The sequence below is a fragment of the Mycobacterium sp. 1482292.6 genome, from assembly GCF_001672995.1.
In the GTDB taxonomy this organism is placed as follows: Bacteria; Actinomycetota; Actinomycetes; order Mycobacteriales; family Mycobacteriaceae; genus Mycobacterium; species Mycobacterium europaeum_A.
The window spans coordinates 15,079-41,292 of sequence record NZ_LZKV01000254.1 but is presented as its reverse complement, the minus strand read 5'-3'; the positions used below and the strand labels follow the sequence as shown (position 1 = coordinate 41,292).

31 protein-coding genes and 1 tRNA gene are annotated in these 26,214 nt (G+C 66.4%); 21 read left to right on the top strand and 11 right to left on the bottom strand.

What is annotated here, in order from left to right; translation table 11 throughout:
- Nucleotides 1-60: 60 nt before the first annotated feature.
- The 6 genes from A5624_RS25730 (at nt 61) to A5624_RS25710 (ending at nt 4,347) form a co-directional block, all read left to right on the top strand.
- Entirely contained in the window at nt 61-1,005 is a 945-nt protein-coding gene (locus tag A5624_RS25730) for a class I SAM-dependent methyltransferase (RefSeq protein WP_066872993.1), read from the top strand.
- 63 nt (nt 1,006-1,068) lie between these two features.
- On the top strand, nt 1,069-1,479 hold the full coding sequence (locus tag A5624_RS25725) for an MmcQ/YjbR family DNA-binding protein (protein WP_066872990.1): 411 nt from the start codon (nt 1,069-1,071) through the stop codon (nt 1,477-1,479).
- 104 nt (nt 1,480-1,583) lie between these two features.
- Nucleotides 1,584-1,823, top strand: coding sequence for a hypothetical protein (locus tag A5624_RS25720; RefSeq protein WP_066873162.1), 240 nt, complete (start codon nt 1,584-1,586; stop codon nt 1,821-1,823).
- A 24-nt stretch (nt 1,824-1,847) separates the two neighbouring features.
- Nucleotides 1,848-2,003, top strand: a complete 156-nt coding sequence (locus A5624_RS28360; RefSeq protein ID WP_007771976.1) for a DUF6131 family protein — start codon at nt 1,848-1,850, stop codon at nt 2,001-2,003.
- Nucleotides 2,004-2,153: 150 nt separating this feature from the next.
- On the top strand, nt 2,154-2,858 hold the full coding sequence (locus A5624_RS25715; protein WP_066872988.1) for a response regulator transcription factor: 705 nt from the start codon (nt 2,154-2,156) through the stop codon (nt 2,856-2,858).
- A complete protein-coding gene (locus tag A5624_RS25710) occupies nt 2,836-4,347 on the top strand; it encodes a cell wall metabolism sensor histidine kinase WalK (protein ID WP_066872985.1) in 1,512 nt (503 codons plus the stop codon). Before A5624_RS25715 ends, A5624_RS25710 begins: the two co-directional genes overlap by 23 nt.
- A 1-nt stretch (nt 4,348) precedes the next feature.
- On the opposite strand, the gene A5624_RS25705 is transcribed toward A5624_RS25710, so the two are convergent.
- Nucleotides 4,349-4,816, bottom strand: coding sequence for a lipoprotein LpqH (locus A5624_RS25705; protein WP_066872982.1), 468 nt, complete (start codon nt 4,814-4,816; stop codon nt 4,349-4,351).
- Nucleotides 4,817-4,992: 176 nt separating this feature from the next.
- On the opposite strand from A5624_RS25705, the gene A5624_RS25700 reads away from it, so the two are divergent.
- Nucleotides 4,993-6,867: an alkyl/aryl-sulfatase gene (locus A5624_RS25700; RefSeq protein WP_066872979.1), complete on the top strand. Its 1,875-nt coding sequence runs from the start codon at nt 4,993-4,995 to the stop codon at nt 6,865-6,867.
- 7 nt (nt 6,868-6,874) lie between these two features.
- On the opposite strand, the gene A5624_RS25695 is transcribed toward A5624_RS25700, so the two are convergent.
- The 6 genes from A5624_RS25695 to A5624_RS25670 all read right to left on the bottom strand — a co-directional run bounded on the left by A5624_RS25695 (nt 6,875) and on the right by A5624_RS25670 (nt 12,329).
- On the bottom strand, nt 6,875-7,843 hold the full coding sequence (locus A5624_RS25695; RefSeq protein ID WP_066872976.1) for an NADPH:quinone oxidoreductase family protein: 969 nt from the start codon (nt 7,841-7,843) through the stop codon (nt 6,875-6,877).
- On the bottom strand, nt 7,843-8,466 hold the full coding sequence (locus tag A5624_RS25690; RefSeq protein WP_066872974.1) for a TetR/AcrR family transcriptional regulator: 624 nt from the start codon (nt 8,464-8,466) through the stop codon (nt 7,843-7,845). The genes A5624_RS25695 and A5624_RS25690 overlap by 1 nt, the downstream gene beginning before the upstream one ends.
- The gene (locus A5624_RS25685; protein ID WP_066872972.1) at nt 8,447-9,730 is read right to left on the bottom strand and encodes an acyl-CoA dehydrogenase family protein; all 1,284 of its coding nucleotides are present in this window, start codon (nt 9,728-9,730) and stop codon (nt 8,447-8,449) included. The genes A5624_RS25690 and A5624_RS25685 overlap by 20 nt, the downstream gene beginning before the upstream one ends.
- 18 nt (nt 9,731-9,748) lie before the next feature.
- On the bottom strand, nt 9,749-10,513 hold the full coding sequence (locus A5624_RS25680) for an SDR family NAD(P)-dependent oxidoreductase (RefSeq protein ID WP_066872970.1): 765 nt from the start codon (nt 10,511-10,513) through the stop codon (nt 9,749-9,751).
- Between the two features lies 1 nt (nt 10,514).
- The gene (locus A5624_RS25675) at nt 10,515-11,579 is read right to left on the bottom strand and encodes a phosphotransferase family protein (RefSeq protein WP_156749208.1); all 1,065 of its coding nucleotides are present in this window, start codon (nt 11,577-11,579) and stop codon (nt 10,515-10,517) included.
- Between the two features lie 66 nt (nt 11,580-11,645).
- Nucleotides 11,646-12,329 carry a class I SAM-dependent methyltransferase gene (locus tag A5624_RS25670; protein WP_066872965.1) on the bottom strand — a complete coding sequence of 228 codons (684 nt, stop codon included), beginning with the start codon at nt 12,327-12,329 and terminating at the stop codon, nt 11,646-11,648.
- 76 nt (nt 12,330-12,405) lie between these two features.
- Here A5624_RS25670 and A5624_RS25665 point away from each other — a divergent pair, with 76 nt between their 5' ends.
- Together A5624_RS25665 and A5624_RS25660 are read left to right on the top strand one after the other, a co-directional pair.
- Complete coding sequence (locus tag A5624_RS25665) at nt 12,406-13,044, top strand: histidine phosphatase family protein (protein WP_066872962.1); 639 nt, start codon at nt 12,406-12,408, stop codon at nt 13,042-13,044.
- Nucleotides 13,045-13,107: 63 nt separating this feature from the next.
- On the top strand, nt 13,108-14,154 hold the full coding sequence (locus A5624_RS25660; protein ID WP_066872959.1) for a phosphotransferase family protein: 1,047 nt from the start codon (nt 13,108-13,110) through the stop codon (nt 14,152-14,154).
- On the opposite strand, the gene A5624_RS25655 is transcribed toward A5624_RS25660, so the two are convergent.
- Nucleotides 14,151-14,501 carry a lipopolysaccharide assembly LapA domain-containing protein gene (locus tag A5624_RS25655; RefSeq protein WP_066872956.1) on the bottom strand — a complete coding sequence of 117 codons (351 nt, stop codon included), beginning with the start codon at nt 14,499-14,501 and terminating at the stop codon, nt 14,151-14,153. The genes A5624_RS25660 and A5624_RS25655 overlap by 4 nt on opposite strands.
- 99 nt (nt 14,502-14,600) lie before the next feature.
- Between A5624_RS25655 and A5624_RS25650 the strand changes: the two genes are divergently transcribed.
- The 5 genes from A5624_RS25650 to A5624_RS25630 are packed head-to-tail and all read left to right on the top strand — an operon-like array spanning nt 14,601 to nt 18,665.
- Nucleotides 14,601-15,548 (top strand): ABC transporter substrate-binding protein, encoded by a 948-nt coding sequence (locus A5624_RS25650; protein WP_066872954.1) that lies wholly within the window; start codon nt 14,601-14,603, stop codon nt 15,546-15,548.
- Between the two features lies 1 nt (nt 15,549).
- Nucleotides 15,550-16,662, top strand: a complete 1,113-nt coding sequence (locus tag A5624_RS25645; RefSeq protein ID WP_066872951.1) for an ABC transporter ATP-binding protein — start codon at nt 15,550-15,552, stop codon at nt 16,660-16,662.
- A 3-nt stretch (nt 16,663-16,665) separates the two neighbouring features.
- Complete coding sequence (locus A5624_RS25640) at nt 16,666-17,352, top strand: ABC transporter permease (RefSeq protein WP_066872948.1); 687 nt, start codon at nt 16,666-16,668, stop codon at nt 17,350-17,352.
- Nucleotides 17,349-18,065: an ABC transporter permease gene (locus tag A5624_RS25635; protein ID WP_066872945.1), complete on the top strand. Its 717-nt coding sequence runs from the start codon at nt 17,349-17,351 to the stop codon at nt 18,063-18,065. The genes A5624_RS25640 and A5624_RS25635 overlap by 4 nt, the downstream gene beginning before the upstream one ends.
- Complete coding sequence (locus tag A5624_RS25630; protein ID WP_066872942.1) at nt 18,066-18,665, top strand: putative glycolipid-binding domain-containing protein; 600 nt, start codon at nt 18,066-18,068, stop codon at nt 18,663-18,665.
- Here the strand turns inward: A5624_RS25630 and A5624_RS25625 are convergent.
- Nucleotides 18,628-19,572, bottom strand: a complete 945-nt coding sequence (locus A5624_RS25625; RefSeq protein ID WP_197508110.1) for a prephenate dehydrogenase — start codon at nt 19,570-19,572, stop codon at nt 18,628-18,630. The two genes, A5624_RS25630 and A5624_RS25625, sit on opposite strands and share 38 nt — an antisense overlap.
- A gap of 129 nt (nt 19,573-19,701) precedes the next feature.
- Between A5624_RS25625 and A5624_RS25620 the strand changes: the two genes are divergently transcribed.
- The 3 genes from A5624_RS25620 to A5624_RS25610 all read left to right on the top strand — a co-directional run bounded on the left by A5624_RS25620 (nt 19,702) and on the right by A5624_RS25610 (nt 20,839).
- Nucleotides 19,702-20,223 (top strand): tRNA adenosine deaminase-associated protein, encoded by a 522-nt coding sequence (locus tag A5624_RS25620; protein ID WP_066872937.1) that lies wholly within the window; start codon nt 19,702-19,704, stop codon nt 20,221-20,223.
- 38 nt (nt 20,224-20,261) lie between these two features.
- Entirely contained in the window at nt 20,262-20,720 is a 459-nt protein-coding gene (locus A5624_RS25615) for a nucleoside deaminase (RefSeq protein WP_156749207.1), read from the top strand.
- A gap of 29 nt (nt 20,721-20,749) precedes the next feature.
- Nucleotides 20,750-20,839 (top strand) — tRNA-Ser (locus A5624_RS25610).
- A gap of 37 nt (nt 20,840-20,876) precedes the next feature.
- On the opposite strand, the gene A5624_RS25605 is transcribed toward A5624_RS25610, so the two are convergent.
- Nucleotides 20,877-21,989 (bottom strand): tyrosine-type recombinase/integrase, encoded by a 1,113-nt coding sequence (locus A5624_RS25605; protein WP_066872934.1) that lies wholly within the window; start codon nt 21,987-21,989, stop codon nt 20,877-20,879.
- The gene (locus tag A5624_RS25600; protein ID WP_066872931.1) at nt 21,976-22,503 is read right to left on the bottom strand and encodes a helix-turn-helix domain-containing protein; all 528 of its coding nucleotides are present in this window, start codon (nt 22,501-22,503) and stop codon (nt 21,976-21,978) included. The genes A5624_RS25605 and A5624_RS25600 overlap by 14 nt, the downstream gene beginning before the upstream one ends.
- A 102-nt stretch (nt 22,504-22,605) precedes the next feature.
- Between A5624_RS25600 and A5624_RS25595 the strand changes: the two genes are divergently transcribed.
- The 4 genes from A5624_RS25595 to A5624_RS28355 all read left to right on the top strand — a co-directional run bounded on the left by A5624_RS25595 (nt 22,606) and on the right by A5624_RS28355 (nt 26,035).
- Nucleotides 22,606-22,818 carry an AlpA family transcriptional regulator gene (locus A5624_RS25595; protein WP_066872929.1) on the top strand — a complete coding sequence of 71 codons (213 nt, stop codon included), beginning with the start codon at nt 22,606-22,608 and terminating at the stop codon, nt 22,816-22,818.
- Between the two features lie 475 nt (nt 22,819-23,293).
- Nucleotides 23,294-24,511 carry an AAA family ATPase gene (locus A5624_RS25590; RefSeq protein WP_082990653.1) on the top strand — a complete coding sequence of 406 codons (1,218 nt, stop codon included), beginning with the start codon at nt 23,294-23,296 and terminating at the stop codon, nt 24,509-24,511.
- A gap of 550 nt (nt 24,512-25,061) precedes the next feature.
- Complete coding sequence (locus tag A5624_RS25580) at nt 25,062-25,322, top strand: hypothetical protein (protein ID WP_156749205.1); 261 nt, start codon at nt 25,062-25,064, stop codon at nt 25,320-25,322.
- A 56-nt stretch (nt 25,323-25,378) separates the two neighbouring features.
- On the top strand, nt 25,379-26,035 hold the full coding sequence (locus tag A5624_RS28355) for a hypothetical protein (protein ID WP_156749203.1): 657 nt from the start codon (nt 25,379-25,381) through the stop codon (nt 26,033-26,035).
- Nucleotides 26,036-26,214 lie beyond the last annotated feature (179 nt).

The following is a 26,214-nucleotide window of genomic DNA, read 5'->3' as shown; positions in this document are numbered from 1 at the left end:
CGGGCGGCGGGGGCTGGAAGAATAGTGTGCATAACTTACTTTCTGGGGAAGGAACTGGCCATGCCGCGGACCGACGATGATTCCTGGGAGATCACTCAAAGCGTGGGCGCCACCGCGCTGGGTGTCGCCGCGGCTCGCGCGGCCGAGACCGAGAGCGAGAACCCGCTGATCAGCGATCCGTTCGCGCGGGTGTTCGTCGACGCCGCGGGGGAGGGGATGTGGAGCATCTACGCCAACCCCGCGCTGCTGGCCAAGGCCGGTGACATCGAGCCGGATCTGCGCGACCGGCTGCAACTGATGGTCGACTTCATGGCCACCCGGACGGCGTTCTTCGACGAGTTCTTCCTCGGCGCCGCCGACGCCGGCGTTCGGCAGGTGGTGATCCTGGCGGCCGGCCTGGACGCCCGCAGTTGGCGGCTGCCGTGGCCCGACGGCACGGTCGTCTACGAGCTCGACCAGCCCAAGGTGCTGGAATTCAAGTCCGAGACACTGCGCGAGCACGGCGCGGAACCGAAGGCGCGGCTGGTCAATGTTCCGATAGATTTGCGCCAGGATTGGCCGAAAGCGCTGCAGGAGGCCGGATTTGATGCGTCGGCGCCGGCCGTCTGGTCGGCCGAGGGCCTGGTTCGCTACCTGCCGGCGCAGGCCCAGGACCTGCTGTTCGAGCGGATCGACTCGCTGAGCGTCGCGGGCAGTTGGCTCGCCTCCAACGTGCCCGACTCGGGCTTCACCGACCCCGGGCGGGTCCAGCGGCAGCGCGACGACATGCGACGGATGCGGGCGGCGGCCGCCGAGCTGGTCAACGCCGAGATCACGGACTTCGACGACCTGTGGTACGCCGAGGAGCGCACGCCGGTCGACGCCTGGCTGCGCGAGCGCGGCTGGGATGTCACGACGGCGTCGTTCGCGGAGTTGATGGCGCGGTATGACCGCAGCGTGCCGCAGGGTTCGGAGGACTCCATGCCGCCCACCCTCTACGTGTCCGCGCAGCGAACGGCGGGGTAAATCAAATCTCCTTAGGGGCAACGTCTCTCACCACCGGCGTCGGCCATCGGTACGCTCGCGGTCATGGCTGCCCGACGCGCCCGGCTCAGCGACGTGCACGAGATCGCCGCCGCGATGCCGCACGTTCAGCGCCTGGCGGGGCCCAAGGGCAACGCCATTTACCAGGTGGGCGGGAAGTCGTTCGTCTTTTTCCGCACGCCCCGGCCCGACGCGACCGATCCGGACACCGGCGAACGCTATGCCGACGTGATCATGCTCTGGGTGGAATCGGAGAGCGACAAGTTGGCGCTGGTTTCCGATCCCGAATCGCCGTTTTTCACCACGAACCACTTCGACGGGCACCCCTCGGTCCTGGTGCGGGCCAGTCGGTTGGGCGAAATCAGCAGAACCGAATTAGCTGAGCTGATCCAGGACGCCTGGCTGTCCCGTGCGTCGAAGAAGCGGGCCGCGACCTGGCTCGCTGATCACCTCTGACGCGGCGAGTTGTGCCGACAAGCACTGCCGCATAACCCATTGCATGTTTAGACATAAGTCGAATGGGTAACTTCACGTCCACGAGAAACTTCTTCTCGTCCACATTGGAGGTCGCGATGCGTGGCAGCGGGATCATCGGAACGGTTGCGTTGGTGTGGTTGCTGATCGGAGTCTTCGCGGCGTGGCAGCGCGACTACTTCAAAAACGACAACACATCATGCGCCTCGGCGGGCACGGTTGCGGTGACCGTGATCGCCGGACCCTTGAATTACTTCGGTGTCAATCCGAAAGTCACGGATTGCCATCTGCCGCAACCAAGTTCAATGCAATCGATCAACCTCTAACCGCTCACTCAAAAGGAAGTTGACATGGTTATCTTAGGGATTGTCCTGCTTATTCTCGGATACTTTTTCCACGTACCGATCCTGACCACGCTGGGCATCGTGCTGCTGGTCATCGGCGCGATCCTGTGGATCCTGGGCTCGGTCGGCCGCCCGGTCGCCGGCCGGCGCTATTGGTATTAACGGCTTGACTGAAGAACGAATCGCGCGACTGCTCAGCAGTCGCGCGATTTGTTTCACAGGCCACGCATAGGTTTGGCATAGCCGCGGCTCAGCCGTCGGCGGATACTGGAACTTGTGACGCAGCCCCGAGCCTCGGTAGAGCGGGTTGTCATGTGCCGTGCGGACGGCAACCCCATCAACGTTTTGGTCGTCGACGACGAATCCGTCCTGGCCGACATGGTGTCAATGGCACTGCGGTACGAGGGTTGGAACATCTCCACCGCCGGTGATGGCGCGTCGGCCATCGCTTCGGCCCGCTCGCAGCGGCCCGACGTGGTGGTTCTCGACGTGATGCTGCCCGACATGAGCGGGCTCGACGTCTTGCACAAACTGCGCGAGGAGAATCCGCAGCTGCCGGTGCTGCTGCTCACCGCCAAGGACGCGGTCGAAGACCGCATCACCGGCCTGACCGCCGGTGGCGACGATTACGTCACCAAACCGTTCAGCATCGAAGAGGTCGTGCTGCGGCTGCGGGCGCTGTTGCGCCGCACCGGGGTCACCACGGTGGACAGCGGCGCACAGCTGGTGGTCGGGGACCTGGTGCTCGACGAGGACAGCCACGAGGTCACCCGGGCCGGCGAACCAATTTCGTTGACCTCCACCGAGTTCGAGCTCCTGCGCTTCATGATGCGCAACTCCAAGCGGGTGCTGAGCAAGGCCCAAATCCTGGACCGGGTATGGAGTTACGACTTCGGCGGCCGGTCCAACATCGTCGAGCTCTACATTTCCTACCTGCGCAAGAAGATCGACAACGGCCGAGAACCGATGATCCACACGCTGCGCGGCGCGGGTTATGTCCTCAAGCCGGCCCGCTGACACGCGGCGGGTCTGGTCGCTGCGGCTGCGGCTGCTGGTCGGACAGATCGTCGTGCTGGCCATCGTCTGCGTGGGCATCACCGCGGCGACCGAGCTGGCGTTGCTCCACCACCTGGTGGCACAGCTCGACGGACAGCTGGCCGGCACCTCCTATCGCTCGGCGCTGATGTATCCCGAGCCGCCGCATTCGGGCTGGCGGCATCAGCACGTCTATCCACGGCCGGGCCCCGGTCCGCGGTTCCTCGATGCCCCGGGCCAGCCGGCGGGCATGGTGGCGGCGGTGGTCAGCCACGGCAACACCGTGGACGCCGGTTACACCACGAGCAGCGGCGACCGGGCCGAGCTGAGCCCCACCGCCCAGCAGCAGCTGTCCGCGATCGCCGACCGTCGCAAGCCGGTGACGCTGAACCTGGACGGGCTGGGCCGCTACCGGGTCGTCGCCGCCCCGAGCCGAAACGGCGGCGACGTCATCGTCACCGGCCTGTCGATGGCCAACATCGACACCACCCTGATGCGGATGCTGGTCATCTTCGCCATCGTGACGGTCATCGCGCTGGTCGCCGCCACCACGGCCGGCGTGATCATCATCCGGCGGGCGCTGGCGCCGTTGCGCCGCGTCGCGCAGACCGCGAGCAAGGTAGCCGGCTTGCCGCTGGCGCGCGGCGAGGTCGAACTGCCGGTGCGGGTGCGTGAGTCCGACGCCAATCCCTCCACCGAGGTGGGGCAACTCGGCGCCGCCCTCAACCAGATGCTCGACCACATCGCCGCCGCCCTGTCGGCGCGGCAGGCCAGCGAGACGCGGGTCCGCCAGTTCGTCGCCGATGCCAGTCACGAACTGCGCACGCCGCTTGCGGCGATCCGCGGCTACACCGAACTGACGCAGCGGATGGGCGACGATCGCGAGGCGGTGGCGCAGGCGATGAGCCGGGTGGCGTCCGAGACCGAGCGGATGACGCGCCTCGTCGAAGACCTGCTGCTGCTGGCCCGGCTGGATTCGGGCCGGCCGTTGGAACGCGAACCGGTGGATCTGTCGCGGTTGGCCGTGGACGCGGTCAACGACGCACACGTCGCCGGACCCGATCATCAGTGGGAACTCGACCTGCCCGAAGAACCGGTGGTCGTCACCGGGGATGCGGCGCGGCTACACCAAGTGCTGACCAATCTGCTTGCCAACGCCCGCGTCCACACCGGGGCGGGCACCGTTGTCACCACGCGGTTGAGCACCGAGCCGTCGCACACCGTGCTGCAGGTCATCGACAACGGCCCCGGCATCCCGGCGGCGCTGCAATCCGAGGTCTTCGAGCGGTTCGCCCGCGGCGACTCTTCGCGGTCGCGCAAGGGCGGTAGCACCGGGCTGGGTTTGGCGATCGTCTCCGCGGTTGTCAAGGCGCACAACGGGACGATCGAGGTGGACAGCGCGCCGGGCCGGACCGAGTTCACGGTGCGGTTGCCACCCAATGGATGGCAACCGCCCGCCCACGATTCTTAGCTCAGGAGCAAGTCGCGTCGATTTCGAACGGCTTGTTCACCTGTTGCATCGGGTTAGCCATGTCGACGCCGCTGGCGGTGCCGGTGACCTTGTAGGTGTTGCCGTCCTTGGCAGCCGAGGCGTTGCCCTGGCTACCTTGCGCGTACTGAAGCGTCACGCCGTTGACATTGCCGAGCTGGACCGCCTTCACTGCGAGCGGATTGGCGTCGGCGAGCACGACACTGATCCCGGTCTGGTTCCCACCGACCGCGATTGAGATGTTGCCGCCGGCCTTGGTGCAGACAGTGGTGCCTTGGACGTTCTGGTCCTTGCCGTCGATGATGACCTTCGACGAGTTGTTACCGCCGGCAGACACGGAGCCTCCCGGCACCGAGGTCGAAACGCCATTTGATTTGCTACTCGAACAGCCCGAAATACCCGCGGCAAGAATGGCCGCTCCAGCAAGCGCGACCGTCAGTTGACGCTTCACCTGTTCTCCTTTGCCCGATAGTTGCGGTCCTCGGCATTGAGGGCCGTCTGGGCAGTATGCGGGTTAACTGAGTCGGGATCCAGAACCCGCAGAAATTGTTGCTGTGTTCATTAATTGGACGGCGAAAAGCCGCCGAACCACCTTGATCGAGGCCGCTTTGATGGCAAGGTACGACCGTGGACCACAAGCCTCCCAGCGCAGTCATCGAGTCGGCCCATCGCGACCACGATCTGCCATTGCATGACCAAACGGACTTCGCCGACGCCGACCGCGGATTCATCGCCGCCCTGTCTCCGTGCGTGATCACAGCGGCCGACGGGCGGGTGGTGTGGGACAACGACGCCTACTCGTTTTTGAGTGATGCCGCCCCGACATCGGTTCATCCCAGCCTCTGGCGGCAGTCGACGCTGGCCGCCAAGCAAGGCCTCTACGAAGTGGTGCCCGGCATCTATCAGGTTCGCGGACTGGACATCTCCAACATCACCTTCGTGGAGTCCGACGGCGGCATCATCGTCATCGACCCCCTGGTGTCCACCGAGGTGGCTGCGGCCGCGCTCGCGTTGTACCGCAGCCAGCGAGGCGGTGACCGTCCCGTGGTGGCGGTGATCTACACCCACAGCCACGTCGACCATTTCGGCGGCGTACTGGGCGTCACCTCGCAGGCGGAGGTGGATTCCGGTGCGGTGACGGTGTTGGCGCCGGACGGCTTCGTCGAGCACGCGGTGTCCGAAAACGTCTATGCCGGACCGGCGATGCTGCGACGCGCGACGTACATGTACGGCGTGACGCTGGAGCGCGGACCGCAGGGCCACGTGGGTTGCGGGCTCGGGCAGGCCACGTCCACGGGCGAGGTGTCCCTCATCGTGCCGACCGTCGACATCCGCGAGACCGGTGAGAAGCACACCATCGACGGCGTGGAGATCGAGTTCCAGATGGCGCCCGGCACCGAGGCGCCCGCCGAAATGCATTTCTATTTCCCGCGTTTCCGCGCGTTGTGCATGGCCGAGAATGCGACGCACAACCTGCACAACCTGCTGACCCTGCGGGGCGCGCTGGTGCGCGATCCGCACGCGTGGTCCGGTTACCTCACCGAAGCGATCGACACTTTCGCCGACCGTGCCGACGTGGTCTTCGCTTCGCATCATTGGCCGACCTGGGGACGGGACAGCATCGTCGAATTCCTGTCACTGCAGCGCGACATGTACGCGTATTTGCACGACCAGACACTGCGCTTGCTGAACCAGGGCCACACCGGCGTCGAGATCGCCGAAATGTTCCAGATGCCACCGACTCTCGAGCGGGCCTGGCACACACACGGGTATTACGGATCGGTGAGCCACAACGTGAAGGCGATCTACCAGCGCTACATGGGTTGGTTCGACGGCAACCCCGGCCGGTTGTGGCCTCATCCGCCCGAAGCGTTGGCGCCGCGGTATGTCGAGGCGATGGGCGGAATCGACCGAGTGGTCGACCTCGCGCGGGATGCGTTCGCGGCCGGCGACTTCCGTTGGGCCGCGACGCTGCTGGACCACGCGGTCTTCACCGACGCCGAGCACGCCGGCGCGCGGGATCTCTATGCCGACACCCTCGAGCAGCTGGCCTACGGGGCCGAGAACGCGACCTGGCGCAACTTCTTCCTGAGCGCGGCAACGGAATTGCGCGACGGAACCTTCGGCACCGCGGGTCAGGTCACATCGCCCACCCTGCTGTCCCAACTGACGCCGGAGCAGATCTTCGACAGCCTGGCGATCCGCGTCAACGGACCGCGCAGCTGGGATCTGGACATCGCCATCGACATCGCCTTCGCCGACACCGCGGTCAACTATCGGCTCACCCTACGCAACGGGGTGCTGGTTCGGCGCAAGGCGGCGCCTGATCCCGCCACCGCCACCGTTACCGTCAAGCTGGCAAACAAGATTCGGCTGCTCGCCGTGGCGACGGGGGATTTCAGCTCACCGGGCCTGGAGCTATCCGGGAATCAGGGCGCGCTGCAGGCCCTGCTGAGTGTGCTCGACGACCCGGATCCGAATTTCAACATCGTCACGCCATGACACCGCGTCACGCGACGTCGATCACCACCTTGCCGAGCACCTTGCGGTCGGCCACATGCCGTAACGCCGCCGCGGTCTCCGAGAGCGGGAATCGCGCGCCGATGTACGGCCGCACCGTGCCGGCGGCGAACATCTGCGCCAACTCCGCCAGGTCGCGCACGGCGTCGTCGGGCCTGTCGGCCATGAAGGTCCGGATCTCCATGCCACGCACGCAGATGTCTTTCAGCAGAACGAGATTGAGCGGAATCGCCGGGATGGAGCCCGCGGCGTAGCCCAGCGTGACGAAGGTGCCGCCACGCGCGAGACCGCGCAGCGCCGGCTCCGAATACGGTCCGCCCACCGGGTCCAGCACCACGCGGGCGCTGTCCCCGGTGAGTTCACGGATGCGGGTCTTCAGGTCCTCGCGGTCATAATCCACGGTCACCTCCGCCCCGCGGCGCCGGCACAGCTCGAGCTTCTCCGGGCTCGACGCCGCCGCCAGCACCCGAGCCCCCATCGCGACCCCCAGGTCCACCGCGGCCAGCCCCACGCCGCCGGCGGCCCCGAGCACGACCACCCAATCGCCCTGCGTGACAGCGGCCGTCGAGCGCAGCGCGTGGTAGGCCGTGCGGTAGGTGACGCCGAAGGCGGCGGCCGAGGCGAAGTCGGCGTCGTCGGGCATGAGCTCGGCCTGGCTCGCGTCGAGCAGAGCCTGTTCGGCGAACGCCCCGAAGGTGGTCCCGGAAACACGCTGCCCCGGACGGAACGGCGCACCCTCGCCGACGGCGATGACCTCCCCGGCTATCTCGTTGCCGGGTATGAATGGGGGCGGGATTTTGACCTGGTACTTGCCGGCGATGAACAACACGTCGGGAAAGTTGACCGCCGCGGCGCGCACCCGCACCAGCAGTTGGCCGGGAGCCGCAACGGGATCGGGCACGTCGTCGATCACCAGGTCCTCGGGCGTGCCATAGGAACGACAGATCACCGCGCGCATCAACTGACCCCCAATCCCCGTAAACAGAACCGCACCACGTGGGCGATGTCGTCGGCGCCGGGCTGCTCGACCGAACCCACGTAGCGACGCATCGTTGCCGCGGTGCAGCTGAACACCGCCTCGACATCCCGCTCGATGTCGGTACTGCCCAGCGCCGCAATGGGTTCGACGAGCAGCTCGCGAAGCGGCCGCATCATCTCCTGATCGGCCGCGCGCCAACTGGTGCCGGCCGACATCTGGCCGGCCGCCGCACGGGTCATGCTGATCAGGTGCGGGTCGGCCACCTGCGCCAGCGTGCCCTCGATCCACCGCATGACCTTGTCGCGCGGATGCGATTCCTTGGCCATCTGGTGCACGAGATAGGACACCACGATCGCCACCCCGCGTTCCATCACCGCCAAGATCAGGTCGTCCTTGCCGGCGAAATAACGGTAGAACGCCTTGTTCGACGAGCCCGCCTCGGCGACGATGTCGCTGACGCGGGGCGGTTCGGGCGCGACGCGTTCCATGACGCGCACCGCGGCGGCCAGGATGCGTTCCACCTCCTCGGTGGCCCCGCGCTGGCGGTCGTCGAGCGCCCGCTCGACCGCCGCGGTCACGCGGTCAGAGGTCAACGAGCTCACCGTATTTGGCGCGCGCCGCAGCGCGCCGCACATCCAGCATCTCGCTGGGCCAGTCGCCTTCCTCGGCCTCGTAACCCTTGAGCAGCATTCGGGCCAGGTTCACCTTGTGCGCCTCGGTTGGCCCGTCGGCCAGGCCCAGCGCGATGCCGCCGAGCAGGACGTTGACCAAGGGCAGTTGATCGGTGAGCCCCAGCGCCCCGTGCACCTGGATCGCGCGCAGGGCAATCGATTTGAGCACCTGCGAGGCCAGGATCTTGCATGCGGCGATCTCCGCCCGGGCGGCGCGCTCGTCACCCTGGTCGATCAACCACGCCGCGTGCAGCACGGTCAGCCGGAACGGTATCAACTCGGTGTAGGAGTCGGCGACGAATTCCTGGACCAGTTGTTTGTCGGCCAGCAGGCTGCCCTGGGTGAAGCGGCTTTTCGCCCGGCGCGACATGATCTCGACGGCGCGTTGCGCCATCCCGATGGAGCGCATCGCGTGGTGCAGCCGCCCGCCGGCCAGCCGGGTCTGCAATATCAGGAAGCCCTGTCCGGCCTCTCCGAGCAACGCGTCGGACGGCACTCGCACGTCGTTGTAGTGCACCAGGGAATGGCCCGGCTCGTGCGGGTCGGCCCCGACCAGATGGTGGTTGGCCTCCAACACCAGTCCCTCGGTGCCGGCGGGGATCAGGAACGTCGACGCGCCGGTATGCACCGGTACGTCGGGGTCGGTGATCGCGACGACGATGAAAAAGGAGGCGACGGAGGCGTTGGAGGAGAAGTACTTTCGCCCGGTGATCACCCAGTCGTCGCCGTCGCGCACCGCCCGGGTGGTGAAGACCCGCGGATCGGCGCCGCCCTGCGGCTCGGTCATCGAGAAACACGAGAAGATCTCACCGGACAGCAGGCCCGCCAGGTAACGGTCCTTTTGCTCCTGGGTGCCGAAGCGGGCGATGATCTCGGCGTTGCCGGTGTCGGGTGCCTGCGTCCCGAACACGATCGGCGCCCAGGGGCTGCGGCCGAGGATCTCGTTGATCAGCGTCAGCTTGACCGCGCCGAAGCCCTGCCCTCCCAGTTCCGGCCCCAGATGCGGTGCCCACAAACCCTTGTCGCGCACCTGCTGTTTGAGCGGGTCGACGATGCGGCGCCGCTCGTCGTTCAGCGGCAGAAATTCACACCCGGGAAACAGCACCTCGAGCGGTTCCACCTCGTCGGGAACGAACCCGCGGATCCATTCGAGCTTCTCCTCGAACTCGGGCTCGGTAGAAAAGTCCCAGGGCATGGCCCAACCTCCTGCTCGCTAAGGGATCCCGCCGTCGGCCCGCAGAATCGAACCGGTGGTGAAGCTGGACGCATCGGATGCCAAAAACAATGCGGCGCCGACGATTTCGCGGGGGTCGCCCGCGCGCTCCAAGGAAAGGTGCTGGAACGGATTCTGATGTGCCGCATCCAGATGCCAGGCCTTGCTGACATCGGTGAGAAACGGCCCGGCCATTAGGGTGTTGACCCGCACCACCGGTCCGAACGCCTTCGCCAACGCCTCGGTCATGGCGTTGAGCCCGGCCTTGGCCGCGGCGTAGGGGATGATGTCTGGTGTCGGCCGCAACGATCCGGCCGTGCTCACGTTGATGATCGAACCCCGACCGGCCGCCACCATGCGCTCACCGACCAACGCCGACAACCGGAACGGCCCCTTGAGGTTGAGATTGACCACGGCGTCGAACAACTTCTCGGTCACGTCGGTGAGCTTGTCGTACAGCGGCGACATGCCCGCGTTGTTGATCAGCGTGTCGACTTTGCCGAACCGCTCGTAGGTCGCCTCCACCAAGCCGTCCAACTGATCCCAGCGCCCCACGTGCACCTGATACGGCATGGCCGCACGGCCGGTCTCGGCCTCGATCTCCTTGGCGGTGGACACACAGTTGTCGAGGTTGCGGCTGGCGATCACCACGTCCGCGCCGCAGCGGGCCGCACCGAACGCCATCTCACGTCCCAGTCCGCGGCTGCCGCCGGTGATCAGGACTACCCGGTCGGTGAAGTCGAAAAGCTCTTCGGCATAACCCATTTCAGGACACCTTGTGAGATCGGGCCAGCTCGGCCGCGGTGGCGATGAGCTGCAGGATCATCGGGCCGAACGCGTCGGTGATCTTCGGGTCGACTCCTCCTTTTTGCGAGCCGGTCCTTACCCCGGCCGCGTAGGTCTTCTCCAGCACGATGCCCAGCTTCCAGTTGGCCAGCACCAGGTAGTAGTCGATGTTTTCGGTAGACAACCCGCTGACGGATTCGTAGTGCCCCAGTAGCTCGCTGCGCGTGGGCATCCCGCGCATGTCGAGATAAAACCCGTCCTCGCGCGGTTTCTCGCCGTCGTAGCCCAGCAGGCACCACGCCAGGTCGAGCAGCGGATCACCGACCGTGGTCATCTCCCAGTCCACGATCGCGGCCAACCGCGCCGGCTCGCCATGGGCGAACATCACGTTGGCGAACTGATAGTCGCCGTGCATGATGCCCGCCCGGTAATGCGCCGGACGGTTGCGGCGCAGCCAGTCGGAGGCCACATCCAGGCCGGGCAGCTCGCGGACCTTGTACGCGTCGAGGAACGCCAGCCAGCGATCGACCTGCCGCTCGTGGAATCCATCCGGGCGGCCGAAGCCTTCGAGTCCTTGTTTGCGCCAATCCACTCGGCCCAGCTTGGCCGCGCCGTCGACCAATTGGAAGGCCAGGCCGCGCCGGGCCTCGAGGTCGGTGTCGAACGGCGATTGCCACCCGCCGTCCATCGGGCTCCACCCGTCGATCGCCTGCATGACGTAGAACGGCATGCCGAGCACGTCGCCGGTGTCGTCGGCGGCGATCAGCGCCGCGTGTGGGACATCGGTGCCGGACAGCGCCCGCACCAGGCGGATCTCCCGCAGCAGCCCGTCGATGCGGGCGGCGTCGGCGCGCGCGCCGGGCATCCGCAACACCATCCTCGTCCGCGCCTCCGACGGGCCGCGCTCGATCAGGTAAAGGGTGTTCTGCGAGCCGCCCTTGAGCTGGGTCAGCCGCGGTTCCTCGCCGCCACCCGGGGCGTTGTTTGCATCCAGCCAGCGGGCGAGGACGCCCGCGTCGAGTCCCGGTTCGTCCACGCGAGTCACCGTCCAACCACGCCGCACACCCCAATCTCCGTATGGAGAATAGCATTCTCCATGGCCGTAGCCCGGTCAGTCCGGTTTGTGCGCGCTCAGCAGGAACCCTGGGGCCATGAAGTGGCCCTCGTCGTCGTGCTCCAGGTGGGCCAGTGGACCATCCGACGACCCGCCGGTGTCGTCGTTGCCGTAAACCTTCGCCGCGCGCAGGTCGTCGACGCGCCACAGCGTCGCGACCGCGTCGTGCAATTCGGATTCGGTGAAGCCGCGCGGGCCCGGCCGGTCCGAATGGGCGTCATCCAGCGCGCCGGCCGCGAAGGCCAGGATGTAGAGCGCGGCTCCCGGCGCGGCGGCCCGAAAGATGGACTGGATGTAGTCGTGGCGCCGGTGGGGCGGCAGCGCGTGGAACAGGCCGCTGTCGAGAATCGTGGCGAAGCGGCCGTCGGAACCAGGCGGATAGCCACCGAAGTCGGTGACGTCAGCCTGCGCGAAGGTCGCCGTGCTCAGTCCCCGCTCGGCGGCCGCGGCGGTGGCCGCCCGAATTGCGGTCGCGCTGGCGTCCAGGCCGACGACGGTGTAGCCGAGCGCGGCCAGGGTCAGCGAGAGCGCGGCATGCCCGCAGCCGGAGTCCAGCACCTCGCTGCGCACCTTGCCCTGATCGATGAGACGGGCCAGCTCCGGTTGGGGCCGGCCGATGCTCCACGGCGGCGGCACGGCCTGCCGGTAGGTGGCGTCCCAATCCCTGTCCGGTTCGGTCATCCGTCCTCCTCGAGATCGGCGTCGCCGGGCGCGGTGAGAAACTGGCGCTGCCCACCATCGAACGACGGGACGAAATATGCAAGTGCTTCTGGTCCGGCATGCGCTGCCGTTGCGCAGCGAACACGGCCAAGGTTCCGATCCGGACCTGTCCGAGGAGGGGCTGGCCCAGATCGAACGACTCCCCAAGGCGCTCGCCAGGTTTCCCATTTCGCGGGTGGTGAGCAGCCCGCAGCGCCGGGCCATCCAGACCGCCGAGCCGGTCGCGGCGGATCGCGGGCTCAGCGTCGAGATCGACGATCGCTTCGCCGAGTACGACCGCGACCTTCCGGTGTACATCCCGGTCGAGCAGATCCGCGCGGAGATGCCGGAGGAGTGGGCGCGCCTGGCGCAGGGGCATCTGCCGAGCGCGGTCGACGAGGAAGCTTTTCGGGCGCGGGTGCGCGCCGCGATCGACGACCTCGTCGCGGCCGCCGATTCCGAAGACACGGTCGCGGTGTTCAGCCATGGCGGGGTCATCAACGTCCTGCTGCATGAAATTCTGGGTACCGCCCGCCTGCTGTCCTTCCCCGTCGACTACGCGTCGGTGACTCGGCTGTTGTTCTCCCGGTCCGGTCAAGCGACGGTGGCCGCGATCAACACCACCGAACACGTCTGGGACCTGTTGCCGCGAAACCAGAGGTTGCTCGACGACGATGCGGGCCGTGGCAGCGCCTGAACCCCACGCCCGCAACTCGCAGGTGGTGCACCGCGTCGAGGTCGGCGGTGGTAGACAAGTTCGGTGACTTCAGCTGACCAACTCGAGGGGCTCGACCTGGCCTCGCTGGACTCCTACCTGCGTTCGCTGGGAGTCGGGCGCGACGGCGAGTTGCGCGCGGACTTCATCTCCGGGGGTCGCTCGAATCTGACGTTCCGCGTCTACGACGACAGCACCAGTTGGCTGGTGCGCCGGCCGCCCCTGCACGGCCTGACCCCGTCGGCGCACGACATGGCCCGCGAATACCGCGTCGTGGCGGCGCTGCAGGACACCCCCGTGCCGGTGGCGCGCACGATCGGGCTGTGCCAGGACGATTCGGTGCTGGGCGCTCCCTTCCAGATCGTCGAGTTCGTCGCCGGGCAGGTGGTTCGGCGCCGCGCTCAACTCGAATCGTTCAGTCACACCGTGATTGGGGGTTGCGTCGACTCGTTGATCCGGGTGCTTGTCGATCTGCACAACGTCGATCCCGACGCCGTCGGGCTGGCCGATTTCGGCAAGCCGAGCGGCTATCTGGAGCGTCAGGTGCGGCGGTGGGGCTCGCAGTGGTCGCTGGTCCGGTTGCCCGAGGATCGACGCGACGCCGACGTGGAGCGACTGCATTCCGGTCTGGGCGAAGCCATTCCGCAGCAGAGCCGGACCTCGATCGTGCATGGCGACTACCGGATCGATAACACGATCCTGGACGCCGACGACCCGACGAAGGTGCGTGCCGTCGTCGACTGGGAGCTCTCCACGCTGGGGGATCCGCTGTCCGACGCCGCCCTGATGTGCGTGTACCGCGACCCCGCCCTGGATTTGATCGTCAATGCCCAGGCCGCGTGGACGTCACCGCTGTTGCCGACGGCCGACGAACTGGCCGACCGCTATTCGCTGGTGGCCGGTACATCGCTGGCCCATTGGGAGTTCTACATGGCGCTGGCCTACTTCAAGCTCGCGATCATCGCCGCCGGCATCGACTTCCGGCGACGCATGTCGGATCAGGCCCGCGGCGCCGACTCCGATCACGCACCGGAGGTCGTGTCGCCGCTGATTTCGCGCGGTCTGGCCGAACTGGCGAAGCTGCCGGGCTAGCGTGCGGCGGCCGCGTGCTGCCGTTTGGCCGCGCGGCGCAACTGCAGGATCCGTGCGGTGCCGACCGCAACGGTGATCAGCCCGCCGACCACGGCCGCCAGCAAGATCGCCACGCCCTTGGGCTGGCTCCAGTGCCAGCCCAAGAACTGGAAGTCTGTCGGTGTCGTGTTCTGGGTGATGAAGATCAGCAGCAGGATCAGGATCACAAAGCCGGCGATCAGCGAGGACCACAGTGCCCCGGCGCGGGTGAACCCGATAGCCGGTTCTCTGGCGGGTGCGCCGGTCTTGGCCGCAGGATCGGGCTTGGGGGGCGGCTGCCCGGGCGAGGCAGGGATGTGGCTGCTCATACTGCCATCTTTGCCCTATCCGACGCAGAATGAAACCGATTCACCGCCACCAATTCCGCAGGCCAGCGTCCGCGCGGTTCGGGCATTAGGGTCGGCGGTATGACGACGCTGCCGCGCCCGCAAGGCACGATCATGCGCGCGGCAGCCCTGCTGATGGCGATGTGCGTTGTTGCGGCGTGCAGCAATTCCGATCCGTTGGGAGCGCAGGTTCGAAGCCCCAACTCCATAGTCATCGGCTCCGGAGACTTTCCGGAATCGCAGATCATCGCTGAGATTTACGCGCAGGCCTTGCAGGCTAACGGGTTTGAGGTGGGCACGCGGATGGGTATCGGCAGCCGGGAGACGTATATCCCTGCGCTCAAAGACCATTCCATCGACCTGGTACCGGAGTACATCGGCAACCTGCTGCTGTATTTCGCCCCGCAGTCCAAGGCCACCATGCTGGGTGCCGTCGAGGTGGAGCTGCACCAGCGCTTGCCCGGTGACCTGTCGATCCTGGCGCCCGCGCCGGCCACCGACACCGATACCGTCAGCGTCACCGCGCAGACGGCGAACTCCTGGAGTCTGAAGACCATCGCCGATTTGGCCCCTCACTCACCGGACGTGCGATTCGGTGCCCCCTCGGCATTCGCGACCCGCCCCGCCGGGCTGCCGGGACTGCGGCAGAAGTATGGGCTCGACATCAAACCTGGCAACTTCGTCGCCATCGACGACGGCGGGGGCGCGGTCACGGTGCGCGCATTGGTCGGGGGAAGGGTGAACGCCGCCAACGTCTTCACCACGTCCCCGGCCATCCCGCAGAACCACCTGGTGGCCCTCGATGACCCCGAACACAACTTCATGGCCGGAAACATTGTGCCGCTGGTCAATTCGCAGAAGAAATCAGATCATCTCAGGGACGTGCTGGACGCTGTGTCGGCGAAGCTGACCACCGCCGGTGTTGCCGGACTCAACGCTGCGGTGTCGGGGAACTCGGGCATCGATCCGGACCAGGCCGCGCGAAACTGGATACGGGACAACGGCTTCAACCATCCGATCGGAGGATGACTTGATCATCTTCGACAAAGTCACCAAGGCCTTCGCCGACGGAACCACCGCCGTGCACCAGCTCAGCCTGAGCGTCCCGAACGGTGAGCTGACCGTGTTTGTCGGGTCGTCGGGCAGCGGCAAGACCACGGCGCTGCGCATGATCAATCGGATGATCGAGCCCACTTCGGGCGTCGTCACGATCGACGGGGTCGACGTGTCCACCCGCGACCCGGTGAAACTGCGCCTCGGGATCGGGTATGTGATCCAGCACGCCGGGCTGATGCCGCACCAGCGGGTGATCGACAATGTGGCAACGGTTCCCGTCTTACGGGGCCAGGCCCGCCGGGCCGCCCGCAGAGCCGCCTACGAGGTGCTCGAGCGGGTCGGGCTGGACGCCAAACTCGCGACCCGTTACCCCGCGCAACTCTCCGGCGGCGAGCAACAACGGGTCGGCGTGGCGCGCGCACTGGCCGCCGACCCGCCCATCCTGTTGATGGATGAGCCGTTCTCCGCCGTCGACCCGGTGGTTCGCCACGACCTGCAAAACGAAATACTGCGCCTGCAAGCCGAATTGCACAAGACGATCGTCTTCGTCACGCACGACATCGATGAGGCACTGCGGCTCGGCGATCGCGTGGCGGTGTTCAAGGGCGGTTCGTTGCAACAGTTCGACCAGCCCGCCGAGCTGCTGTCGCGGCCGGCCAACGATTTCGTGTCGAGGTTCATCGGTCTGGGCCGCGGCTACCGATGGTTACAACTCCTCGACGCGGCGGGACTGCCGCTGCACGATGTCGAGCGGGTCGCGGCCGAAAAGGCCACGCAGACAGAGCCGTTCGGCGGGTGGGCCGTGGTGGTCGATTCGGGCGGTGTGCCCATCGGCTGGATCGACGGCGCGGGAGTGCGTCGGCACCGCGACGGCGTGCCGTTGACGGACAGCATGAGCGGGCTCGGATCGCTGTTTCGGCCGCGGGGCAACCTGAGCCACGCGCTGGATGCGGCGCTGTCGTCGCCGTCGGGCATCGGGGTCGCCGTCGATGACGACGGCAAGGTCATCGGCGGGGTGCTGGCCGACGACGTGCTGGCCGCGGTCCAGGCCCAGCGCCTGGGCTCGGCGGAACCTCGAGGGACCTAGCCGATGCACTATCTGCTCAGCCATCTCGACGACGCCTGGGGGCTGACCGTCGTGCATTTGCGGCTGTCGTTGGTGCCGGTGCTGATCGGGCTGGCGATCGCCCTGCCGCTGGGAATGTTGGTGCAGCGCACCCGAATCGCCCGCCGGCTGACGACCGCGGTCGCCAGCGTCGTGTTCACCATCCCGTCGCTGGCGCTGTTCGTGGTGCTTCCGATGCTGATCGGGACCCGCATCCTCGACGAGGCCAACGTGCTGGTGGCGTTGACGGCCTACACCGCGGCGCTGCTGGTGCGCGCCGTGCTCGAGGCGCTGGACGCGGTGCCCGCCCAGGTGCGCGACGCCGCCACTGCCGTCGGGTATTCGCCGGTCACACGGATGCTCAAAGTTGAACTGCCGCTTTCGGTTCCGGTGCTCATCGCCGGACTGCGGGTGGTGGTGGTCACCAACATCGCGATGGTCTCCGTGGGTTCGGTCATCGGCATCGGTGGGCTGGGCAGCTGGTTCACCCAGGGCTACCAAACCGACAAGAGCGATCAGATCCTGGCCGGCATCATCGCGCTGTTCGTGCTGGCGGTGGTCATCGACGTGCTCATCGTCGTGGCCGGCCGGCTGGCAACACCGTGGGCGCACGCCACGCGGCGTACCGGTCGCCGCGCGGTCGTCGCGCCCGTGGTCGGTGGTGCGCGGTGAACTTCGTCGCGCGGGCGATCTCCTACGTGTTGACCGCCGACAACTGGACCGGCCCCGTCGGGCTCGCCGCCCGCATCCTCGAACACCTCGAGTACACCGCGCTGGCGGTGGCCGCCTCTGCGTTGATCGCGATTCCCGTCGGCATGATCATCGGGCACACCGGGCGGGGCACCCTGCTGGTGGTCGGCGCCGTCAACGGCTTGCGCTCCCTGCCGACGCTGGGCGTGCTGCTGTTCGGCACGCTGGTCTTCGGGCTGGGTCTGGGACCGTCGCTGGTGGCGCTGATGCTGCTGGGTGTGCCGGCGCTGCTGGCCGGTACCTATGCCGGGATCGCCAATGTCGAGCCCACGGTCGTCGATGCCGCCCGGGCGATGGGCATGACCGAGGCCCAGGTGCTGCTGCGCGTCGAGGTGCCGAATGCGTTGCCGTTGATCCTGGGTGGCCTGCGCAACGCCACGCTGCAGGTGGTGGCGACCGCGACCGTGGCGGCCTACGCCAGCCTCGGTGGACTGGGCAGATACCTGATCGACGGAATCAAGGAACGTGAGTTTCATCTCGCCCTGGTTGGGGCGCTGATGGTGGCCGCGCTGGCGCTGGTGCTCGACGGTCTGCTGGCGTTGGCGGTGTGGATTTCGGTGCCGGGCACCGGGCGGCTGCGGCGAACATACCGGGCACTTCCGCATCGCTTGGCGGGCACGTCTTACGGTAGATGAGTGAACGCAGCCCCCTCTGATCCGTCTCGCCGCGTGTGGCAGGCGATGCTCACCTGGCGCGCACAGGATGCTCCCCGCATGGAATCGGTACGAGTCCAGGTGTCCGGCAACAGAATCAAGGCCAATGGCCGCATCATTGCCGCCGCCACCGAAACCACCCCGGCGTTCGGCGCCTATTACGACCTGCTGACCGATGAGACCGGCGCCACCAAGCGGCTCGGCATGACCGTCACCCTGGCCGAGCGGGAGCGGGTCTTCTCGCTTGCCCGCGACGAGGAGAACATGTGGCTGGTCACCGACCACCAGGGCGAGCGTCGGGCGGCCTACAACGGTGCGCTCGATGTCGACGTGGAGTTCAGCCCGTTCTTCAACGCGCTGCCCATCCGGCGGCTCGGGTTATACGAGCGGCCGGCCTCGGTGACGCTGCCGGTGGTCTACGTGAACCTGCCGGAGATGTCCATCACGGCGGACACCGTGAGCTATAGCAACACCGGCGGCCCGGCCGAGATCAAACTGCGCTCGCCGATCTCCGACACCACGGTCAGCGTCGATGACGAGGGATTCATCGTCGACTATCCAGGCTTGGCAGAGCGGATCTGATCACCCCACCGGCCCGGCCCGCGGCGGCCAATTCCTGACGCCAGTTCTCCGCGCCGACGACGACGTGAAAGATGTCGCTGCGCGGGAAGCTGTCGTAGCGGATGCGCGCGGCATGGCCGGATTCGGTGAGGTCGGCGACCGAATTGTGCGCGGCCAGCGATTCGCGGGCGCGGCACAGCAGCTCGAGGAGGCGGTCGACGGTGGGCACCAGCTGGTCGGAGTTGCCCTCGCACATCGCCCGGACCAGGTCCGGGGCGGTCGCCGCGACCCGGGTCCCGTCGCGGAACGAGCCGGCGGCCAACGCGAAAGCCAACGGCACGTCTCCGGCCACCACCGCCAGCGCCTCGGCGAGCAGGTGGGGCAGATGCGAGATGGCCGCCGCGGCGGCATCGTGCTCGTCGGATCGGGCCGGCACCACGACGGCGCCGCAGTCGAGCGCCAACGTCATCACCGTCGACCAGACCGCCGGGTCGACGTGGTCGTCGACGCTGACGACCCACGGAGCCCCGGTGAACAACCCGGCATACCCGGCCGTCCACCCCGAATGCGCGGTGCCCGCCATCGGATGGCCCCCCACGAAGCGTTCCTGCAGCCCCGCCGCGACGACCTGATCGAGCACCGCCTGCTTGACGCTGGTGACATCGGTCAGCGGGCAGTGCGGGGCCGTCTCCTTGACGTGGGCGAGCATGCCCGCCATCGCCGGCATCGGCACGGCCAGCACGATCAGCGCCCCGGTGTCGGCGGCGCGAGACAGCGTCGCGGTCAGGTCGGTGGTGGCATCGAAGCCGTCGGCGGTCGCGGCCTGGGCGCCCTCGACCGAGCGGTTATAGCCGAACACGTCACGGCCGGCCGCGGTGGCGGCCCGCATTATCGAGCCGCCGATCAGCCCCAGCCCGAGCACACACACCGGTGTCTTTGAAGGAGGGCGTGCCACATTCCAAGGTTGGCACATCCGGTCGGGGGCGGTGCCGCCAGATGTCGAGGCGACCCGCCGCCATCTGGTCAGGGGCCTGGTCAGGGACTACCGTAAGCGGCCATGGGAGCACAACGGGCCTCTGCCCAGGGCCTGTCCGCGGACACGCCGGACGGTTTCGGCGTCGCGGTGGTGCGTGAAGAGGGCCAGTGGCGCTGCGCCCCGATGGCCCGTAAGTCGCTCACGAGCCTGTCGGCCGCCGAGACGGAGTTGCGTGAATTGCGCAGTTCCGGGGCGGTCTTCGGCCTGCTGGACGTCGACGACGAATTCTTCGTCATCGTGCGGCCGGCGCCGTCGGGGACGCGGTTGTTGCTCTCGGATGCCACCGCCGCGCTCGATTACGACATCGCCGCGGAAGTGCTCGACAAGCTGGACGCCGACCTCGATCCGGAGGACCTGGAGGACTCGGATCCATTCGAAGAGGGCGACTTAGGGTTGTTGTCCGACATCGGGCTGCCCGAGGCGGTCCTGGGCGTCATCGTCGACGAGACCGATCTGTACGCCGACGAGCAGCTGGGCCGCATCGCCCGCGAGATGGGCTTCGCCGACCAGCTGTCGGCGGTGATCGACCGCCTCGGTCGGTGATCGCAAGCGCGGCGGGTCGCCGCCATCAGGACCGGTCGGTGAGACCTGACGAAGACCTGATCCGGTCCGCGCTGTCGGTTGCCGCGACGGCGGGTCCTCGTGACGTGCCCATCGGTGCGGTGGTGGTCGGCGCCGACGGAACCGAGTTGGCCCGCGCGGTGAACGCCCGCGAGGCCCTGGGCGACCCGACGGCGCACGCCGAGATCCTGGCGCTGCGCGCGGCCGCCGAGGTGCTCGGCGACGGGTGGCGGCTGGAGGGCGCCACGCTGGCGGTCACCGTCGAACCGTGCACCATGTGCGCGGGTGCGCTGGTGCTGTCGCGCATCGCCCGCCTGGTGTTCGGGGCCTGGGAGCCCAAGACGGGGGCGGTCGGATCGTTGTGGGATGTCGTCCGCGACCGGCGGCTCAATCACCGCCCCGAAGTGCGCGGTGGTGTGCTGGCGCAGGAGTGTGCCGCGCCACTGGAGGCCTTCTTCGCCCGCCAGCGATTGGGGTGACGGGCCCGCCGTTGGGTAAGCTGCTCGGCGGTGGCGTGTCCGAGCGGCCTAAGGAGCACGCCTCGAAAGCGTGTGACGGCTAAAACCGTCCGAGGGTTCAAATCCCTCCGCCACCGCCAAAGTTCTTCGCCTGTTGCAGCAGGTGACGAGCTCATTTCAGGCCCCTTCTGCCTCTGCTGGGCGAGGTTTGGGCACAGAATGGGCACACTTCAAATCCAGCGCCTCGGCCACGGCGTCCAAATCGGTGTCGAACAGATCGGCATATGTGTCGAGGGTGACCTTTGCTGATTTGTGCCCGAGCATCCGCGACAGCGCCAACACGTTCACCCCGGAGCTGATCGAGATACTGGCGCAGGTGTGTCTCAAATCGTGAGGCGTGATGGTCTGCACCTGGGCGCGCCTCACGGCACCAGCGAACCAGCCGCCAGCCGACTTGGGCCGCGGCATGTACATCGCGCCATCGCCGAAAACCAGCTCGTCGAGACTGCGGCCTTCGCACTGCACGGCTAATTGATCGAGCACGAACTGGGGGACTGGAACCGAGCGCTCCTTGCGCCCCTTCGTCTGCCCAACGGCGTGATCGACGCCGAGTTGCACGGCGTTGTCGTGGACACTCAACCTCCGCCGCAGGAACTGCACATCGCGCACACGAAGTGCGACCGCTTCACCCCAGCGAATTCCGGTGTAGGCGAGAGTGAGTACCAGCGCCCGGTGCTGCCCCGACTCGGCCGCCAGCCGGGCAACGTCATCGATGGTCAGATACACGCGCCGCTTGCCGCTCTTGTTGGGCAGGTTCTCGACGCCCCTACTGGGGTTGACGGCGAGGCGACGCGACTTGACCGCGTCATCCAGGATGCCCGCAAGCACGCCGTAGGCCCGAATCACCGTGGTCGGCCCCGAGCCTTTACGCATTGTGGCTATCCATCGCTCGACCACGGCGAGGTCCACATCTGCAACTCGAGTTGATCCCCATGCAGGTTTGACATGAATGCGCCAGGCGGACTCGAGAGTCCTGTAATTCGACGGAGCCACGTCGGATTCCTTGCGGGACAACCATGCTGATGCGAGCTCACCAACTGTGATCATGCCGAGGCTCGGAGCAACGTACGTGCCCGTCATCTTCTCGACCTCAACCGTGGCCGCGAATTCCTGGGCGTCGCGCTTGGTCCGAAAGCCCCGTTTCTTTGTCTGGGTACGCTGCGGTGTCCGATACCGGACCATGTATCGCTTTGCGCCCGTGGACGTTTCGTAGGACTCAATCGTCGCCACTCGAAACCTCTTCGTCACGTGAGCCCGCATACAACTGATCCAGCATCGTCTTACGCGCAGCCGTCATCCGACCCGCCATTTTCTCCCGCACCCAACCGGGCCACGACCGTTCGGCAAACGAGAAGAACGACGTGTCCAACAGCGGCCCCTGAGCCGTCAGCCACTCCCAAAGGCGCTCTGCCGGAGCGGGAAGGGCCAAGGCAGTCGCGTTAACGTCCTCCTGGGGCGCGACGGTGTGAACCGATGGCATCAACAATGTGACCGGCGAGACGCCAAGCGCCACTGCCAAAGCCATCAAGTCGTCCACGTCGACCCTGCGGTCGCCAGCCTCGATGCGACGGAGACCTAGGTCGGGTATCGGCCGGCCGATTTCCTCAAGGACGCGGGCCAGCTTCGTGTAACCCAAGTTCTGGGCCTGCCGTAACCGCTGGATGTTCGCCCGCACCGTCTCGCCCGTCGGGCCGAGCTGGATCCGCTTCTCTCTTGCCATTCTGTAAGTATGCACGATCATCATGATCGTTGTCCATGTCGTCTTGACATTCCGTGCCGTTTCGTCATGATGAACTATAAGACGGTTATTTAGATCGTCGAAGCGATCATCAGGATAGGAGTTCTGGTGGACGACATCATCCCGGCGTCAGAGATGAAGAACCTCTTCCCAGGCACAACGGATCAGACGTGGGCGTCGAAACGGCACCGCGGCAACGGCCCGGTATTTATCCGACTCGGCGGCGATGACGGCCGCCGCATCTATTACCGCCGCGCTGACATCGAGGCATGGCTCCAGGACAGCCGCTACACCCGCACCGACCGTCCGGCGAGCGCCTGATGGAAAACAGCAGTCAGGCGCCCCCAAAAGAAGTCGAGGCCGGCGCCCTGCACCACCAGGACGACCGGCCCTCGACAAACAGCAGATTCAGCAGCCACGCAACCGCTTCCACTGACGGACAGAATACAGTCACCCCGGCCGGGGCCCCTGATAGCGCACTGGTGTGGCTGCCCTGCACAGGGACGTACCCGCAGGACCTACACACGCAGCTGCACCGCCGCCGAACTGCGTCCTATCGGCATCAGCCGGTTTGTGACCGCTGCGGCGCGCGAGATCCAATCACCTGTCACTGCCACGAACCAGAGCCGCCTCTTGACACGCGCGCTATTGAGGCGTGGCGCGCGGCGATCGAGCACACGCTGCCGATAGGGGCGCCTGTTGTGCCCATAGAGGTGCTGCAGCGGCTTCACCGCAATGGCGGCAGCGATCGTCAACTGGCACTGCAGGTCTGGAAGCGGTCAGGCGGGCAGGTCGCATGACGGAACAAGAAGATATTGACCGCGTCGCTGACCTCCGCGAGTGGTACGCCGAGGGCCAGGACCACCACAACGGCCACGCCGCGGCTCTCGAAGAAGCCACGTTGCTCACCGGAATGTTCAACGGGGCGTGGCTCGACGCCCAACAGTTCCCGCCGCTCGAATATGCCGTACCAGGCATCATCCCAGAGGGTTTCGGGCTCGTGGTGTCGCCGCCCAAGGCGGGCAAGAGCTGGCTCGTGTGTGGCATCGGATTGGCTTGCGCAAAAGGCGGCGTCGCGCTCGGCAAGATCCGGGTGGCTCGACGACCCGTGTTGTACATGGCTCTGGAAGATGGGCAGCGCCGGCTCCAATCGCGATGCCGACATCTCACCTGCGGCGAAGCCATCCCCGCGGGAATCCATTTCATCACTGCGGCGAAGACGCCCGAAGTGATCCCGATGATCACCGAGTTCATCGAGCGCCATCGCGACCAGAAGCCGCTGATCATTCTGGACACACTCGGCAAGGTGAAACCACCTCGGCGCCCGGGTGACGATGGGTACCAGCAGGACTACGCCATCGGCAACGCGCTCAAGGCTGCGGTGGACGCAGTGCCTGGTGTGACGCTCCTCGTGGTCCACCACACCCGTAAGGCGGAGTCATCCGACTTCGTCGACGCGGTCAGTGGCACTCAAGGCATCGCTGGAAGCGCCGACTTCGTTCTCGTCTTGGCGCGCAAACGTCACCAGGATGATGCCGTTCTGAGCGTCACCGGTCGCGACATTCCCGAGGCTGAATACGCACTCACAGTCCGCGAGGGGATCTGGCAGCTCGACGGCCCGAGCCTCGCCGCAGCGTCCGAAATCGCCGAGCGTCGCCGACTTTCGGACACTCGCAGCGACCGCAGCGTGGAGATCGTGTCTGTCGTCGCCGCGAGTCCGAAACCGATATCGCCGGCAGAGGTGTCCGAAAAATTGAACATTGACAACGACACGGTTGGCCGCTACCTGCGACGACTCACCGAAACAGGACTGATTGCACGCGCTGGGCGCGGCCTCTACGTAAGGGTGTCCGAAGCGTCCGAACGTCCGAAAGACAGCCCATTCGGACAGGCGGACACTTCGGACAGGGTTAGTCAGTGCGACTGCGGTAATGCGCTGCTTCTCGACGAATCAATCGCGTCCGGCAAGTGCATGGAATGTTCCACGTCCGGACAAACGGCGGATCGACCGTGAACCGGGCCGATCGGCGCCGCACCAAACGGCGGCCGCCGTTGAGCGTGCGATGGGTGGCAGCCAACTACCGCTGCCCGGACTGTCTCAGCGAGACCGCACAGCCTGTCCAGGACAACGCGGGCGTGTGGCACATCGAAGTCCGGCACGACGAAAGCTGCCCATGGTTCACACAACTCAAGCGGACCCTGTCATGAACGCTGCATACAGTCGCCCGCGCGCGCTTATCACCGGCGCCGAGACCAACGAAATTGATCGGCGCATCAGCATCACTGTGCGCTGCCCTTTCTGTCGTGGAGGCCACCAACACGCCTGGGGGCACGCTGATTACGCCGCCCCATGGTGCGGGACGCCCGGCGCCCTGTATCAGCTTGTCTGGCCCGAGCAACCCCAGCGGAGTCACCAAGACGAGCCGACATGACAGTTACAGCAGCCGAATGCCCCTGCGGCGCAACCACCCTCATCGGTCCAGACCAGTTCTGGACGCACTGCAGCGGCTGCGGACTGATCGTCCGAAAACCAAGCCCCATCACAACCCAGGAGAAACTAAACCATGAGTGACTTTCCTGTTCTCGACGCCCCACGCCTGTACGCAGACAATATGCTGAACCGACGCATTGCCGACGACTTCGGTTGCATCGAGCCGTATATGGCCGAGCTCGATTCGTGGATAGCGATGCCGACGCGCCTGGTTCACGACCAGGCCGCCGACTGGAACCTCGAGCTTGGCCCGTACTCGCTGAACGCCGCCGACATCCACAAGCTGCGCCAAGCGATCACCGCCTACGACGAGGCGGTTAGGGAGTCGCGATGACCGCACCTAGATCGCGGCACTGCGCCGCGTCTGCCAAGACCGCTGAGGCGGCACGCGTGACGGTACTCGATCAACCAGATGAGCGTCTGCTAGCCCTTAATCCGCTCGCGAAACACGCCGTGCCGAACCAGAACCCGGCATGGGATGCGCTGGGAACAAGGTCTGAGTCGAGCATCGGCTGGCGGGTGTGGGGGGTGTGGCGCGATGGCGAAATTATGCTGCGTTCGCCAGTCAAGCATGTGCCATGGAAGTCGACTTCCATAGTCGTCGAGTGCAGTCGTCACGATCACTCAACCCCCCACCCCGAATGCCGCGAGGGGGTGCACTGCTTCACCAACGAACTGGATGCCTTCACCTACGCGGTGATCCTAAAAGGGCTTAGCCGTCTACTGATTGAGCAGACGGGGGTTTCCCTGGAATGGACTTACGTCGTCGGCCGCGTCTCGACGACCGGCATCGTTAACCACCACTTTGATCACGAAATACTGTTCAACGGCGCGCATAAGTGGGTCGCTCAACAGGTCCGCATCGAGAAGCTTTTCGTTTCACCGAATCTCGTCGGCATGCACATTCCGACGCTCACTTGCGCGCTTGAAGACCTCTATCGGATTCCGGTAGTGGTCTCGGGTCTTGACCGAGGGCTTGAACAAGCCATCACGGCCATCCAGGCGTCCGGCCGGGAAGGGATGCGGATTGCGAGGGCAGCCCGATGAGCGCCAGAGTCGACTGGTACGCGCAGGTGCAGAAGGCCCCGGCCATTGTGTGGGTCGATGGGCGGCCCCACCTGACGCGAAGGGACGATGTAGTCGCGGCAGCGACTCGGCCCCGCATATTCGCGAGGCCGCCATTGGCGCTATTTGGTGAGCTTCCCTTGCCGATGCCGCCGCTGTCT